We start from the raw sequence: 13,997 nt of genomic DNA on the forward strand, positions 1-13,997 counted from the left end.
CGTGAATTTCCGCAATTTACTCGTGAGTTTTGCTATTTTACTCGTGAATTTGCAATTTACTCGTGAGTTTCGCTATTTTACTCATGAGTTCGTATTTTCATAAGAAAGCAGCGATTCCTTTAAGGATCGCTGCTTTTCTTATTTATGCTCCTGCCCAAACATCTTTCGCATATCTGCCATTCTCCTCTAATGATTGCAGCCATTCTGTGGCTTCTTCTCTGTGTGTTTGATAGATATGCATATAGCTGTCAATTATGGTTCGTTCAACATCTGGCGCCATTTTGCTTCCGTCTCCGCAGATGTATAGGTGTCCTCCTTCTTCTTTTAATAAAGGAAGGATGTCTTGGGCGTTTTCCGCCAATCGGTTCTGGACATATGTTTTTTCTTGACCGGGACATCTGGAGTAAGCGGTGTGCAGTGTTACAAGGCCCTCTTGTTCGGCTTGGACGAGTTCTTCTTGATAGAGGAAATCGTGTTCCGGATTACGGCATCCAAAGTAGAGGTGGGCCGTCCCTAGGGTTTCACCTTTTTCAAGGCGCGACGTGATTGTATGAATCCCCTGAATGGTGCAATGCCTGTTCCAGGGCCGATCATGATGATTGGTTTTTCTGTTTGCTTCGGCAGCTGGAAGTTGGATTGCGGCGTATTGATAAAGCAGGCTATTTTGTCTCCTTGGGAGCGTTCTGCCAAATAATTCGATGCAATTCCTTTGTATTCCCCGTTGCCGCTCAAGGCTTCTCCACGGACGACGCTTACGGTGATGCTTGCTTCTCCTTCGTTGTGGAGTGGTGAGCTTGAGATGGAGTAGTATCTTGCTTTTAAAGGTGGCAGTAAAGCCAGGAAACGTTCAAACGGGATTTCACATGCAAGATACTTTTCGATTAGGTCAAGCATGGTTATGCGCTTGTTCAGGATTTCTTTTTTATAGGTATTATCCAATAGCAGATCTTCAAGTTCTTTTACATGTGGAGGACATACCGTATGTGTGGCAAGCGCCCGTATTTGAGATCGGGTGGCGGGTTCTTGGAACTCGACATGGTTTGATAGTAACTCTTCCAGTTTTACCGGTTTTCCTGTAGGAAGATGCGCAGCCTTTCCGGAATCCCCAGTCAGATTCACGTAATCTTGGCCGTTTAGGTTAAATCGACTGAGCACTCGCTCGACAAGTTCCGCTGGATTTTGCGGAAGCACCCCGAGATGATCGCCTTCCTGATAGTGTATTCCCTCTGGCAGCGTTAATTCGATATGACGTGTACTTCTTCCGCTATCTTCATGCTGTAATTCAGTATTCCTTTTTACAATGGATGTAAACGCATGATGGGTGCGGGCAAGCGGTGTGCCGCTCACATCACTTACGAAGTTCATCGTAATCGAGCTGACTTCCCTATCATTCTTATTCACTTCAATGTTCAGGGTTTCGGCAAGATTCGGCCAAAGGGCTTCTGACCATTTCTCGTAATCCCCTTCAAAGTCATCGCTTGCATCCCCATAGCCTGTTTCTGTCAGCCGCACTGCTCCTTTTTGTTCCAGCCGCTCATCAATGAAGATTGGAATGCGTTGGTACGTATTGGCCCAATTGCGGTCCCCGCAGCCGAAGACCGCATAGTGAACACCATCCAATGTGCCACCATGGTTTTCCTTCAGCCATGAAACGAAGTCACCTGCATTATCAGGGGGATTTCCATTATAAGATGCCGAGACTATGAGAACAGCTCCTTCTTTTGGAAGCCGATCGGTGTAATCATTTAAAGGGGCAACTTCGGCATGGAAGCCTTGCCGCTTCCCTGTTTCGGCAAGGTCGCGAGCAATACCTTCCGCTGTTCCCATGTTTGATCCAAACAGGACGAGTAATGGTGTTCCATGTACTGATTCGGTTGGAGATACCGCGGCACCTTTTTCCGGAGACTTTGGTTCTGAAGAAGCAACGGTAAACGACATCGCCGGCTTCCTCGGTGAAACGCGCATGGTCAATCCGTCCGGTTTAAGAGTCAATGTTTCTTTAACTTCCAATTGATATTCTTCATGATCGATCAGGTCAAAGTGCTGTAAAACCATGCCAAGTACCAGTGTCGCTTCATGAAGGGCAAACTGCTGTCCGATACAGGCGCGCTGCCCGTTTCCAAACGGTTTATACGCATGATAAGGGATGGAATCCAAATCCTCGAACCGCTCAGGAATGAACGATTCAACGTCATCACCCCAAACGGATGGATCACGGTGAAGCTCGGGAATGAGCAGTGAGAACACATCATCTTTCTTCACATTGTATTTTCCATCCAGGATGGTATCTTCTTTCGCATAAACGGAAAACGACGGAGCTGTCGGCCACAGACGAAGCGTTTCATTCAGTACCATCCGGACATATTTCAGTTTTTTCACTTGTTTATAATCAGGAACATCATCACCCAGCACTTCATCGACTTCCTGCTGCGCTTTTTTTAACTTGTCTCTGTTATTCATGAGGAAATAGATGGCGAACGATAGGAGACCGCTCGTCGTTTCATGCCCAGCTATTAAAAAGGTAATGATTTGGAAACGAATATTTTCATCATCCAGTGATGCACCCGTTTCAGGATCGACTCCTTTCAACATATGGGAAAGAAGGTCATCCTCTCCGTGATCGCCATTTTGTTTTCGTTCAGCAATCAATTCATCCACTAGAGAGAACATATATTGAATGTCTTCCCTGAATTGTTTTTTAGATTTGATCATCAGTTTATCTTGGATTCCAAGCCGCTGCGTTTGGCTCATCGCTTCATCCAACGCACGCACCATACTGTTGACGAATGGATGGGTGGTCTCCCGATAAAAACTGTTAAAGCGGTAATTGAACCCGCATAGTCCGATCGTATCCAAGGTCAATCGTGTCATATCTTCAGGAACATCTATCTCATCAGCCGGATTCAGGCGAGCCCATTTTTGAATGAGTTGGGTAGCAAGATCCACCATTTTAGTATGATAGCCCTTCATTGCCTGCTGGCTAAAGCTGGGCAGCAGGATGTTATGGGCCTTTTTCCAATTCGGTTCCTTCGTTTCACTTGTGAAGAGACCATCACCGCCAAACGCCCTCACTTTCTGCAGGGCTGGACCGACTTTCTTATCAAACCTTGTTTCATCACATATTTCTTTAGCGAGGGCAGCACTGGATACGAATGTAGTGATTCGACCTGGAAATTGAAACTGAAAAACCGGCCCAAATTCTCGTGCCAGCTTCATGAAAGACTGAAGCGGCTTATCCTTATCAATGATAGGCAGGCTGCCTAGGGGGCCATATGTCTTTGGCTGTGGAAACTGAGTTGTATTTTCCATTTTATTAGCACCTCTTTACGATAGTTAGATTGCGGAATGAACGTTCATTCCGTTTATATTGAAAGTGTCTTAAACATGCAATCGCACTGCATCCCAAAAGCTTTCTTCCACATCCGCCAAAAGTTTTGGGTCAGGTTCTAACTCCCCGATGCGAACAAGTCGCTCAAGCTCAAGAAAAGCTCCGTAAATGATGGCAATCAAAGCTGAGGAAGGAAGCTCCTTAATTTCTTTTTTCTCTTTTCCTGAATCAAAGAAGTTTTTGAATATATTCAATAGCCCTTGAAAGCTGGCATGACTATCTTCATTTAAAAAATGGGCCCCACTATGGATTTTAATAAAATAAAGAGCTTGGTCCTGCTCGGTTGTAAAGTGAACCATCGTTTTAAAAATATGGTGAAACTGCGTGCGAATTGAATCATCATGAGGAAATCCATTCTTGACCGTTTCAGTGAAAATATCCAAGTACTCTTGAAAGATCTTGTTGCCCAGCACTTCCTTATTCTCGAAATAACGATAAATGGTACCCGCTCCAACTCCTGCCGATGCAGCAATCATCGGAATCGTCGTCGCATCATATCCCCGTTCTGCGAAAAGCACTAAAGCGCTTTTTACTATACTGTCTCGTTTATTTGCTGCCGTGATCATAATGATCCCCCCCTTTTTTTCAAGGTGCGGAATGAACGTTCATTCCTTTAATCCAAGTGTATACCCAATAAAATCCAATCTCAATCGCGCATACTACCCATATTTTGTGAATTCTTTATTAATGGAGGGGGATAAAAGACTGAAAGTATTTCTTTTTAAGGAATAAAATGGAATGATAAACTATCGTTTGCCCCATAAGAAAAAGAGCTGATAGTCACAGCTCTTTCACAGGTTTACTGAAATTAACTTCTTGTTCACCTATTAAACGAGAAGAAACTTATGCTTGATTATAACGTTCAGATAGTTTCTTTTTATGGGCATTGAACACTTCCTCCAAGGGGATATTGTATTTGTTCGCAATCACAATCAAGTTTCCTAACACATCTCCCAATTCTTCGGTTAGCTCCTGTATGTTCTCTTCAAACGAACCAATAACTTCATCAGGTCTATCCCTGCCGATCTCAAGGGAGCGAATGGCTCGTGCAACCTCGCCAGTTTCTTCTGCCAAAAAGCCAATGCGAATGAAAATGTCCAATTCTGACCATCCCCGTGCTTCATAATAATCTTTTACCCATTGTTGAAATTCAGTGACGTTCATATCCATCCACCCTTCTTTTTTATCATTCAAGTTTAACAAATCCCCTTTAATTTTGTATGATAAGAAAGGAAGATTACTAAATGGGAGATGTGATATTTTGAAAAGTCTAGCTGTATTTTGTGGATCAAGCAAAGGTGCATCTGCTGTCTATGTAGAAGAGGCTAAAAAACTGGGTAAGGAATTGGCAAAACGTAAGATTACCCTTGTTTATGGAGGCTCAAGTGTAGGAATCATGGGTGCAGTTGCAGATTCCGTCTTGGAAGCAGGCGGAAATGTAATTGGCGTAATGCCGGATTTCCTGGAAAAAAAGGAAATAGCACATAAGAACTTAACCGAGCTGATCGTCGTGGAATCCATGCATGAAAGAAAAGCAAAAATGGCTGAGCTTGCAGATGGGTTCATGGCTTTGCCAGGCGGGCCAGGAACATTGGAAGAATTCTTTGAAATTTTCACTTGGGCTCAGCTTGGTCTTCATCAAAAACCTTGCGGACTCTTAAATATCAATCACTATTATGATCCTTTGGTCGCTTTATTCAACCATATGTCCGACGAACAGTTCCTGCATGAAAAATTCCGTTCCATGGCGCTGGTGGATGTTGAACCAAATGGGCTTCTTGATCAATTCATTACATATGAACCGCCAACCGTAAAAACTTTCATGACCGAGAAACAAACCTGATCATTAAAAAACAGCCGGCCAAGATCAATAATGATCTTGGCCGGCTGTGATAAACTGCAGGTTAGGTAAATATCCGGTCTAAATAATCTCCATGCCCTTTGATAAGTTGCACTTCATGTTCGGATGAAATCCAGAAGAAATGAAATGTCAGCCCCGCTTCATCTCCTCCACCCGTCGGCTGATGGTCCCATTCATCAGGAACATTCGATACCCTTATTTGATAAAAATATCTATTATGTATGGCACCATCGACGTTCTCCCAAAAATCTTCTGTTATTAATTTCTCCACATGAAAATTTTCCAGACCTGTTTCTTCTTTCATTTCCCTGATCACTGCTTGGTAAGCATCTTCTTGAGGCTTCACCGTTCCCTTGGGTATCTGTATACCGGCTTCCTTAATGGGATGTTGAAAAACCAATACCTGTGTTTCTCCATTATTGATTCTTGTCACATACCCGTAAGCTTTTTTTATCGGTATCACCATCAATCACCAAAAGCAAAAATGAGCTCTGTCTCGCATACAGTTTCCCCCTCGACAGTAACCCTGCCTGTTCCTTTACCGATAGGACCTTTCAAGCGAGTAATCTCCACTTCTAAACGTAATTGGTCCCCTGGTTTTACTTGCCTTTTAAAACGGCATCCATCGATCCCGGCCAAAAGCCCGATCCGTCCTTTATTTTCTTCTTTTGTAAGCATGACAACAGCACTTACCTGTGCTAATGCCTCTACGATCAACACACCTGGCATCACTGGGTAATCGGGAAAGTGACCAGAAAAAAACTCTTCATTTGCCGTGACGTTTTTAATGGCAACCGCCCTCTTTCCTTCTTCCAGTTCCAAAACTCTATCAACTAAAAGAAATGGATAGCGATGCCTGATAATGTCTTTGATTTCTTGGATATCAATCAATATTAATCCCCCCATTGCGATGGATTGCTTTCACTTAATTTTACCATCAGAATCACCATATGGATATTTTTGTATTATAAAAAAAGGCTGCCTGAGCAACCCTGTTTTCGCTTACAAATCCTTTGATTTTTTTTCCTTCGATTTAGTTAACGGGGATAGAACCATTTCTTCATACCTCTCATATCCCCCTAATAATTTGTGAATCAAGCTTATTTTAGGAACAACAAGGTAAACCGCCAATCCTGAAATGGTGCTCAGTATTGCTCCTGCCAGCACATCCGCCGGAAAGTGGACACCTACCCAAATACGGGAAATGCCAACAAGGAAAGCCAACATGATCCATAACAACCACCATCCTCTTTTGAAAAGCCAAAAAGATACACAAAACGAGAAAAACAAGATGGTATGGTCGCTTGGAAATGAATTATCCACTGCTTTTTCAATTAACTTATGAACATTGTCCAATTCGGCAAATGGCTGATTGTTCGAATGTAACCTCCCTGCCATTTTTCCCATCATTTCAGCCATTACAAACGTAATCATCCCACAAACAACCATCATCCTACTCTGTTCATTTCGAGTGAACCATATTACGATGACTGCCAAAGCTAATAAAAATACCATGTACTCGGCAATGAAAATGGCAGAAGGGTTTAAATAATCGTACTGTTTCCCTAAGTCATTGATCATTCTGAATACATTGGTATTCAACTCAAAAAAGTCCATTTCATACCCAACCTTCCTCTTTTTCTTACATATTAAAGAGAAAGGAAATATATCGCCATCGTTCTTCCTAACAGTTTAAGCTGCCGTCTTACAATATTGTCACGCGGTTAAAGAATCTTAGTGGTGTCTTGTATATTTCCTGAACTTTCTATATAATCCAAGGAAAAATACGGAGGTTAGTCAAATGAATAATGATAGGAACTCTGTTCTAATTCATGAAAACCAGGAAACGGTTTGGAATGCGATCACGAATGATGAAATCATTTCTAAATGGTATGCCCCGGGTTCAAAATGGAATATTCCTAAACTCCAGGTTGGAGAGAAGGCAATCTTCGTGTTAATGCCTAGTGCACATAACAATCTTAAAGAGAATGAAAGCATCCCAATGAGCTTTACAATCCAAGAGATAATCCCTTACGAAAGGTTTTCTTATTCTTCGGATACGGATAAACTCGTTTTCACTTTTGAAATATTCCCAGAATCCGAAGGCACTAGAGTATCCATTAACATGGACGGATATGAACTTAGTTTGGCTAACTTAAAGGCATGTTTAGAAGGAAAAGAACTTCCCTATACCTAATCATTCATTTGAAAGAGAACCAAGTTCATTTCCATGTTTATTAAAAAATCACTGCTATGCCCCTTCGTATATAGCGTCTGAAGGGAGACGGCTGTATTTATAATAGAAGAAATTCGCATAAGGAGGTAAAAAATGCTGCACATACAGAAAAAATCCGATACTGTCATCATTGTCATTCACGAAATATATGGACTGAATCAACATATGCAGGGTTATTGTGAGTTATTATCAAATCAAGGTTTTGATGTGATCTGTCCGGATTTGTTAGGACGTGGGATGCCATTTGATTATTCCCAAGAGGATGCTGCTTATCGACATTTTATGGAGAACGTAGGTTTCATGGATGCTTTATATAAGATAAAGGATATAATATCGGATATTAAAGATGAATACCAAAAGATTTTCATTCTTGGATTCAGTGCAGGGGCAACTGTAGCTTGGCTGTGCAGTGAGGAAGAGGGTGTCGATGGAATTGTTGGTTACTACGGTTCGCGTATTAGGAATTATGCAGAATTGGCGCCACGATGCCCTGCACTGCTATTTTTCCCACTAGAAGAGCCATCATTTAATGTCGATGAGTTAATTTCAGCTTTAGAAAGTAAGGATGTCGAAGTTCATAAATTCATGGGGGAACACGGATTCAGCGACCCTTACCATTCAAAATATCATGCAGAATCAGCACAAGCAGCCGTTAGCAAAATGATGAAATTTTTTATGGTGAATTAATGTTCCACATTCACCCTACTGCCGTTTTGTATGGACCCAATGTATAGAACCCGCATCACTATGGGGGTGACAGTCATTTTGAACCTTTTTATATTCTTTTTCCAATTCTTTCAAGGTTAACTTCATAAGCTGTTCCACCGTTTTATTTACAGTATGGACCATAAGTTTATAGATTAATTCCTTCCGCCTTTCTTCCAAGCCCTTCCCCATTTCACCCTCTCCTTCTATTCTCATAGAATATGAAATGTTTCCTTAGACAGGGGGAATGATCGTCGGATTCCTTCTCCTCAATTTTACTTATTTTAATATATTCATTCTCTAAATCGGTTAAGGTCAATTCAAATAGATGGATGTCATTCTTTTTGTAAACTCCCTTGTTAATCAACTTGTTGATCAGGAAGTTCCTTTTTTTCTCAATGGCTTTACGCAATAATGAACCCATGATAAATCCTCCTTTTTAATACGTATTGACTTGCCCATTCACAAAAAAACCGGAGACACCTCTTTACATGAAAGAAAAGTCTCCGGTTTTCCGGTCAATTAACCCATAATTCCTATTTAATTACTTGGTATTATTATAATACTAACTACATGCTCCGTAGTCAACTATTTTTTTCCTGGGGAAAAAGGCAATGTTTTATAAAGCCATTATTTTTTTTCACTGTCGAATGGTTTTGTCTTTTTAACTAACCATATTCCTAATACTAAAATGATCACATAGAGGACGAGTGAAGCTGTACTTGGAAGAGAGAATAAGTTAAAAGTTAACGAATGACCAAAAAACATGTTGAACAATGGTCTTATCAATCCCTGAACTGCAAATATAAATAGGACAATCCCTATAAATCTTAGTACTTCATTCGTAATTTTAGACATTATTAATCACTTCTTTCGGTGGCTTTATCAAATATGGTTTTTATTTCCATTATTACAGAATCAATATCAGTCATTTCTTCTTTTGCGATCGTTGAACTAAAGCTATCAATTACGTTTCTAACTGCTCTAGCCATTATTTCAGGAGGAAATTTTCTAAAACTCCTGTCAACATCCTGCCCGTATTGAAAAATCTCGATTAGTGGATTTAATATGCTGTTATTTTCATCCACAAAGATCAATTCTCCGTTTTCATTTCTTCCGTTAAGTACTATTTCCGTTATTGCCAATGTTTCTGCTTTATTTTCCGACACGAATCTTAAGTTAGACTCGATGTATGATTCTAACATCCTTTTTGCATCTTCCTCCAAGATCATGTGCTCTCCCATATAAATGGCCGCTTTTTCATAATATTGAGTAATTATTGCTTCCAATAATAATTCTTTCTGAGGGAAATGGTAATTTACAACACCTTTACTTACCTGAACCTCCTTAGCAACATTTCCGATGGAAAAATTAACATAACCATATAGAGAGATAAGTTCTACTGATTTTCGAATGATTTTATCTTTTGTTTTCACCATACCCACATTTTAGTACGACCGTACTAAAATGTCAACAAGTAAAGGCTAAACCTGCTATACCAATTGTTATAGAGTGAAAAATTGTAGGGGGAATCTGAAATGTCAGGAAAGAAGTTACTCAATTAAGTAAGAATTTGAAGGATTTTATGCAGAAAGTGACGGGAAATAAAAAGAACAGAATAAGAAAGAAACAAATAAAATTCATTCCTTTACTTATAACTGTTCGTGACAATAATGTATAACGCAAGAATCACAGGGATTAACGAGATAATAAGGTTATTAGGTGATTATACAAGAATCGAAAAAATAATGGCTGCTACTCAAAATTTTTCCGTTTGCTTCGCCTCATGAAATGCCGCTTTCACTTGATCCAACAGGTCTTTATCCGAAAGCAATTTATACCCTGTAAGTGCTAGAGCTTTTGCTCCGGTCAGGATGGCTTTGTCTCCAGCAGGAGATTTGGCACAGTCGCGGAATTCATTCGTATGGGCAATCAACTCATCATGTCCAATTTTTATATAAGGATGTGCTGTCGGCACTGCATGGCTTACATTACCTGCATCCGTCGAGCCAAAGCCACTCTCTTTTCGAGGAGCCACCGCTTCCCCTAATTGAGTCAGTTCTTCTTTTAGCAGTTCATCTAGAACTGGATTGATGACAAAATCGAGTACTTCATTTTGGAAACGTTCCACTTTAACCGTGCTTCCGGTGGCAAGTGCTGCCCCTTCAGCAACAGCACGTATTTTATTGGATACTTCTTGGCAAAGTTTCCATGTTGTTGCCCTAATGTAAAATCTGGCGGAAGCATAATCAGGAATGATGTTAGGCGCTTCCCCGCCATTGGTGATGATTCCGTGAATTTTGACCTCGGGCGGGAGCTGCTGGCGCAAAGCATTAATGCCATTGAACAGCTGAATCACCCCGTCAAGTGCATTCACGCCTTCTTCAGGTGCAGCTGCTGCATGTGCTGACTTCCCGTAAAAATGAAAATCAAGGGGGTCGACAGCCAAAAACGGACTTGTTACACCCGTTTTTCCTGCAGGATGGATAAGGATGGCCGCATCCACCCCATCAAATAGACCGTGCTTCACAAAGCTTCCTTTTGCACTTCCATTCGGCCCGCCCTCTTCAGCCGGTGTTCCGAAAACGATCACCTCTCCGCCCGTTTCCTCCAGCACTTGAGCCAGGGAAATGCCTGCCGCCACACTCGTTGTGCCGATGATATTATGGCCGCAAGCATGGCCTAAACCCGGCAATGCATCATACTCGGCTAAAAAGGCAATTGTAGGTCCTTTCTTTGAAGAGTTTTTTTTGGCGATGAACCCTGTTTCATGCCCGGCAATATTGCGGGTCACTTCAAATCCTTCATTTTGAAGTATTCCGGTTAATGTATCCGAAGCGAAGAACTCTTGATTCCCAATTTCAGGTTTGGCATGAATGGCTTGGCTCGTTTCGATATATAATTCGGAATGAAGGTCGATATGGTCTTCAATGATTTGCTTATGCTGCTTCAGCACTGATTCTCTCGCCATGTCTTAATCTCCCCTTTTTCTTGAATACATCCATTACTTTTCATTAGCTGGTTTTGTCCATGCATCCTGGTAATTCACTAATTCATCTACAGAAACATAGGCAGGAATGGTGTTTCCTTTAAACGTTTTTTCAATGAACGCTTCCACTTCTTTCGATTGATAAAGCTCCACTAATTTTTGCAGCTCAGGACGATCGGCATTACCCTTTTTAACTGCAATGATATTAATATATGGTTTCGCCGTTTTACTTTCATGGAATAAAGAATCTTTTAATGTAAGGCCTGCTTCGACGGCAAAGTTATTATTGATGGCTGAAGCATCGGCATCATCCAATAGACGCGGTGTATTGCCGGCAGCAACAGGCTGGATTTTCAGGTTTTTCGGATTTTCCTTAATGATTTCCAATGATCCCGATCCATTGAATTCTTCTTTCAATGTAATCAATCCAGCTTCCTGAAGCAGGAGCAGTGCACGGCCAAAGTTTGTTGCTTCATTCGGAACGGCTACCGTAGCATCATCCGGAAGATCTTTGAGACTTTTATGTTTTTTCGAATAAAGGCCCATAGGTGCAATGACAGTCGACCCGATGGCCTCCAATTTCAGATTTTGATCTTGAACGAATTCATCAAAATAGGCGACCGTTTGGAATGAATTGGCATCAATTTCACCTTCGCTTAACGCAAGGTTTGGTTGGATATAATCATTGAAAGTGACCAGTTCGATATTAAGTCCGTCCTCTTTCGCCAAATCGACAATGTATTCCCATGTTCTCGTATCCCCGCTACTGACACCGACTTTCACTGTTTTCACATCATCCGAACTCCCTGAAGCACCCTCTTTGTTCCCGCATGCTGCAGCCACGATGGCCAATGCCAATACCATGATCGTTAATAAGATTTTTTTCATTTTTCCTGCCTCCTGTTAGTTTTATCTTCTTCTGATTTTTCTTGAAACAAAATTCCCGGTGGATTGCAATAATTGAACGATGATCACGAGCGCCGCCACTGTGACGATCATCGTCATCGTATCGAACCTTTGGTAACCGTAAGCCAAGGCTAAATCCCCGACCCCGCCTGCACCGACGGCACCTGCCATCGCCGTAGATCCAACAAGCCCGATTGTCGCTGTTGTAAATGTCAGGATTAACGAACTAAGTCCCTCGGGAATCAAAAAGCGGTAAATGATTTGCCATGTTGTCGCCCCCATCGCCTGAGCTGCCTCGATGATCCCTTTGTCCACTTCCAACAGCGAGTTTTCCACAAGCCGGGCAATATAAGGAGCCGCGTAAAAGATTAGCGGAACAATGGCCGCATTCGTTCCGATTGCACTGCCGACAATCATTCTTGTAAACGGAATGAGTGCTACAAGCAAGATGATGAAAGGAACGGACCGCAGGATATTGATGATCGGGTTCAATACATTAAAAATCCATTTATTCTCCAGGATGTGACCCTTTCTTGTAATGACAAGCAGGATACCGAGCGGAAGCCCGATCAATCCGGAAAATATCAATGAGATGGCTACCATATAAAGTGTGTCACCGAAAGCTGTCGACAGCTGGTCTGCCGTTATTTCCATTCCCCAAAGCGTATTACCCATTTATACTTGCACCTCCTGGACGAGAATCCCCTCATCTTTAATATATTGATAAGCCCTGTCGACCTCATTTTTGCTCCCCGTTACTTCGATGATCAAATTCCCGAAAGGCGTTTCCTGGATTTCAGAAATATTGGCTGATAAGACACTTAAATGAACATCATATTTCTTCGAGATGGTTGAAAGTAAAGGAGTACCCGAAGTAGTTCCAATAAAATTAATTTTCCAAATAATCGGGATATGGGACCCTATGCTTTTTAAGAAACTTTGTGGAATTTCGTCATGTATGACCGTTCTCACGAAGTTTTTTGCAATATCCGTTTGCGGCTTGGCAAAAACTTCGAAAACCGAACCTTGTTCAACGACGCAGCCGCCCTCCATGACCGCTACCTTATTGCAAATTTCCCGAATGACAGACATCTCATGAGTGATTAGCAAAATGGTGATATTGTATTCTTTATTAATTTTTTTTAAGAGCTGCAGAACTGCACTCGTTGTTTGTGGATCCAATGCCGACGTAGCTTCATCACACAATAAGATCGATGGATTCGTAGCCAATGCCCTCGCAATGCCGATCCGCTGCTTTTGCCCGCCGGATAATTGTTCCGGATAACTCTTTGCTTTGCTCGATAAGCCAACGAACTCCAATAGCTCGCCTACACGTTCTTTGATTTCCTTAGCCGGAGTTCCCGATAAAACCAGCGGCATGGCAATATTATCAAAAACAGTTTTTGAGTTTAGTAAGTTGAAATGCTGAAAGATCATCCCGATTTTTTTCTTTTCTGCCCGTAATTCCTTCGGGCTTAATTTGGTTAAATCCTTGCCCCCAACAACCACCGAACCATCTGAAGGATGTTCAAGCAAATTGACCAACCTGATCAACGTACTCTTTCCGGCCCCGCTATAACCGACTACCCCGAATATATCCCCCTTTTCCACTGTCAAATCAATGCCCTTCAAAGCCTCGACAGTCTGTTTCTTTGTTTGATAAACCTTTTTAACACCTTGAAACTCAATCATCCAATCTCCCCCCATGCTGTTTATTTGTACGAATTCCTTATCCAGAGAGAAGAGCTTTGCAACGCTTCATAATGATAGGGTTAAATTCTGTCAAACTCACGAGTAAATCTGCAAAATTCACGAGTAAATGCACCAAACTCACGAGTAAATCTGCGAAATTCACGAGTAATTGCACCAAACTCACGAGTAAATCTGCGAAATTCACGAGTAATTGCACCAA

General features: G+C 41.6%; 16 protein-coding genes and 1 pseudogene. 3 read left to right on the forward strand and 14 right to left on the reverse strand.

Going from position 1 to position 13,997, the window contains the following annotated elements; translation table 11 throughout:
- Positions 1-142: 142 nt before the first annotated feature.
- The 3 genes and pseudogenes from ADA55_RS20820 to ADA55_RS20830 all read right to left on the reverse strand — a co-directional run bounded on the left by ADA55_RS20820 (position 143) and on the right by ADA55_RS20830 (position 4,552).
- Positions 143-3,309 (reverse strand): annotated as a pseudogene (locus tag ADA55_RS20820) (bifunctional cytochrome P450/NADPH--P450 reductase).
- 69 nt (positions 3,310-3,378) lie between these two features.
- Complete coding sequence (locus ADA55_RS20825) at positions 3,379-3,954, reverse strand: TetR/AcrR family transcriptional regulator (RefSeq protein ID WP_034304153.1); 576 nt, start codon at positions 3,952-3,954, stop codon at positions 3,379-3,381.
- Positions 3,955-4,231: 277 nt separating this feature from the next.
- Positions 4,232-4,552 (reverse strand): MazG nucleotide pyrophosphohydrolase domain-containing protein, encoded by a 321-nt coding sequence (locus tag ADA55_RS20830; RefSeq protein WP_048687358.1) that lies wholly within the window; start codon positions 4,550-4,552, stop codon positions 4,232-4,234.
- A gap of 97 nt (positions 4,553-4,649) precedes the next feature.
- Here ADA55_RS20830 and ADA55_RS20835 point away from each other — a divergent pair, with 97 nt between their 5' ends.
- Positions 4,650-5,231 carry a TIGR00730 family Rossman fold protein gene (locus ADA55_RS20835; protein ID WP_048687334.1) on the forward strand — a complete coding sequence of 194 codons (582 nt, stop codon included), beginning with the start codon at positions 4,650-4,652 and terminating at the stop codon, positions 5,229-5,231.
- Positions 5,232-5,292: 61 nt separating this feature from the next.
- On the opposite strand, the gene ADA55_RS20840 is transcribed toward ADA55_RS20835, so the two are convergent.
- The 3 genes from ADA55_RS20840 to ADA55_RS20850 form a co-directional block, all read right to left on the reverse strand.
- Complete coding sequence (locus tag ADA55_RS20840; RefSeq protein WP_375792920.1) at positions 5,293-5,712, reverse strand: NUDIX hydrolase; 420 nt, start codon at positions 5,710-5,712, stop codon at positions 5,293-5,295.
- A gap of 2 nt (positions 5,713-5,714) precedes the next feature.
- Positions 5,715-6,140 (reverse strand): 3-hydroxyacyl-ACP dehydratase FabZ, encoded by a 426-nt coding sequence (fabZ, locus tag ADA55_RS20845; protein WP_048687337.1) that lies wholly within the window; start codon positions 6,138-6,140, stop codon positions 5,715-5,717.
- 111 nt (positions 6,141-6,251) lie between these two features.
- Complete coding sequence (locus tag ADA55_RS20850) at positions 6,252-6,866, reverse strand: undecaprenyl-diphosphatase (protein WP_048687339.1); 615 nt, start codon at positions 6,864-6,866, stop codon at positions 6,252-6,254.
- 184 nt (positions 6,867-7,050) lie between these two features.
- On the opposite strand from ADA55_RS20850, the gene ADA55_RS20855 reads away from it, so the two are divergent.
- Entirely contained in the window at positions 7,051-7,446 is a 396-nt protein-coding gene (locus tag ADA55_RS20855) for an SRPBCC family protein (protein WP_048687342.1), read from the forward strand.
- A 132-nt stretch (positions 7,447-7,578) separates the two neighbouring features.
- Positions 7,579-8,172, forward strand: coding sequence for a dienelactone hydrolase family protein (locus ADA55_RS20860; protein ID WP_048687344.1), 594 nt, complete (start codon positions 7,579-7,581; stop codon positions 8,170-8,172).
- 15 nt (positions 8,173-8,187) lie between these two features.
- On the opposite strand, the gene ADA55_RS20865 is transcribed toward ADA55_RS20860, so the two are convergent.
- The 8 genes from ADA55_RS20865 to ADA55_RS30755 form a co-directional block, all read right to left on the reverse strand.
- Positions 8,188-8,382, reverse strand: a complete 195-nt coding sequence (locus ADA55_RS20865) for a hypothetical protein (protein WP_048687347.1) — start codon at positions 8,380-8,382, stop codon at positions 8,188-8,190.
- A gap of 1 nt (position 8,383) precedes the next feature.
- Positions 8,384-8,614 (reverse strand): Fur-regulated basic protein FbpA, encoded by a 231-nt coding sequence (locus ADA55_RS27805; protein WP_048883158.1) that lies wholly within the window; start codon positions 8,612-8,614, stop codon positions 8,384-8,386.
- A 436-nt stretch (positions 8,615-9,050) separates the two neighbouring features.
- The gene (locus ADA55_RS20880; RefSeq protein ID WP_048687351.1) at positions 9,051-9,626 is read right to left on the reverse strand and encodes a TetR/AcrR family transcriptional regulator; all 576 of its coding nucleotides are present in this window, start codon (positions 9,624-9,626) and stop codon (positions 9,051-9,053) included.
- A 323-nt stretch (positions 9,627-9,949) separates the two neighbouring features.
- The gene (locus tag ADA55_RS20885; RefSeq protein ID WP_048687352.1) at positions 9,950-11,161 is read right to left on the reverse strand and encodes a M20 family metallopeptidase; all 1,212 of its coding nucleotides are present in this window, start codon (positions 11,159-11,161) and stop codon (positions 9,950-9,952) included.
- Between the two features lie 33 nt (positions 11,162-11,194).
- A complete protein-coding gene (locus ADA55_RS20890; RefSeq protein ID WP_048687354.1) occupies positions 11,195-12,067 on the reverse strand; it encodes a MetQ/NlpA family ABC transporter substrate-binding protein in 873 nt (290 codons plus the stop codon).
- 21 nt (positions 12,068-12,088) lie between these two features.
- Positions 12,089-12,739 carry a methionine ABC transporter permease gene (locus ADA55_RS20895; protein ID WP_048687362.1) on the reverse strand — a complete coding sequence of 217 codons (651 nt, stop codon included), beginning with the start codon at positions 12,737-12,739 and terminating at the stop codon, positions 12,089-12,091.
- A 21-nt stretch (positions 12,740-12,760) separates the two neighbouring features.
- Positions 12,761-13,777: a methionine ABC transporter ATP-binding protein gene (locus ADA55_RS20900; protein WP_048687356.1), complete on the reverse strand. Its 1,017-nt coding sequence runs from the start codon at positions 13,775-13,777 to the stop codon at positions 12,761-12,763.
- A gap of 37 nt (positions 13,778-13,814) precedes the next feature.
- On the reverse strand, positions 13,815-13,997 hold a 183-nt coding region (locus ADA55_RS30755), incomplete at its 5' end, for a hypothetical protein (protein WP_226990519.1).

It is taken from the genome of Bacillus sp. 220_BSPC, from assembly GCF_001054655.1.
GTDB classification, from domain to species: domain Bacteria; phylum Bacillota; class Bacilli; order Bacillales; family DSM-1321; genus Peribacillus; species Peribacillus frigoritolerans.